The 992-nt window shown below is 40.4% G+C and carries 2 protein-coding genes; both read right to left on the bottom strand.

Annotated elements, in window-relative coordinates; genetic code table 11:
• Window positions 1-37: 37 nt before the first annotated feature.
• Window positions 38-316 carry a type II toxin-antitoxin system mRNA interferase toxin, RelE/StbE family gene (locus ACP45E_RS18465; protein ID WP_017038685.1) on the bottom strand — a complete coding sequence of 93 codons (279 nt, stop codon included), beginning with the start codon at window positions 314-316 and terminating at the stop codon, window positions 38-40.
• Entirely contained in the window at window positions 313-597 is a 285-nt protein-coding gene (locus ACP45E_RS18460; RefSeq protein WP_017038684.1) for a type II toxin-antitoxin system RelB/DinJ family antitoxin, read from the bottom strand. Before ACP45E_RS18460 ends, ACP45E_RS18465 begins: the two co-directional genes overlap by 4 nt.
• Between the last annotated feature and the right edge of the window lie 395 nt (window positions 598-992).

Genomic DNA, 992 nt, shown 5'->3' with positions numbered 1-992 from the left:
GCCGCTTAGCAGAGCGTTAGTTGCCCACCGATTACAATCAATCGGTAGGGAATTTCTGCTTCTGGTGTAGAACTCGCATTATGCGAATAATTGAACCTTCTACCCAGTACGAAACGATCATTGAGATTTCGGGAATAATGAGTAATCGTCCTCGAATTCCATCCCTTTGAACACCCATCAATGGTTGTTCGAGTAAGTTTTCTACTTTAGCCTCAATAATTTCATCAGTTTTTTCAGCCGCATCAGGGTTAAAGTCATAAAGAAACTCAAAGATCTTCTCACGATCATTTAGCGATTCTTCTTCCCATAAAATCATTGCTGGCCTCGATTACGAATTTTGGCCTTTCGTTCAGCCATCCGTGCTTTAGCTGAGTTATGTTCAACAAATGAAGATTTTCCTGAGTCAAACTTCTTAAATGCTAGGTTTATTTGTTCAGTTAACCAAGCGTCATGAGATAATGTTTTTCTTTGTTGCTCAGCCATTTGTTCAGTAAGTTCACGGCAAGCATCGCTGAGTGTGCGACCTTGGCTCTCAGCCATTTGTTGGGCTAAACGTTTAATTTCGTCATCAACACGAAATTGAATTCTAGTGTCCATGAGTAGCTCCCTAAGTTTACGTGTGTACAAATGTTAGCACTAGAGTCGAACAAGGGCAACTAACAAACGGCTCAAGAGGGATTGCCAACGCTTGGCGACTTTAGTACAAAATTGAAGCCCAGTGTTTACAGTGTGTTTTTTGAGTCCGGCGGAGCGTTGTCAACCCCTTAGCCGGGCGTTATAAGGTGTTCTCTAAATCAGTGTTTTTTGAAGTTTAGCGAGTACGTTTTTTTGCCGTTTTACCGAATTAAATCGCCAAAGTGTATTGGATTTAGAAAAAGAGTTTTGCAGTTTGTCTTGCTCCTTAATTTGGTTTTTCACTTGCGAATTCATCAATGGGTAAAACGAATTTTTAGTGTTTGTTGTGGCTTATTTTTCCATTTCGTCCATCAAGT

Origin of the sequence: Vibrio genomosp. F10 str. 9ZD137, from assembly GCF_049974785.1 — a bacterium.
Taxonomy (GTDB): Bacteria; Pseudomonadota; Gammaproteobacteria; order Enterobacterales; family Vibrionaceae; genus Vibrio.
The sequence above is the reverse complement of the archived record's forward strand: the minus strand, read 5'-3'. Positions and strand labels throughout refer to the sequence as shown.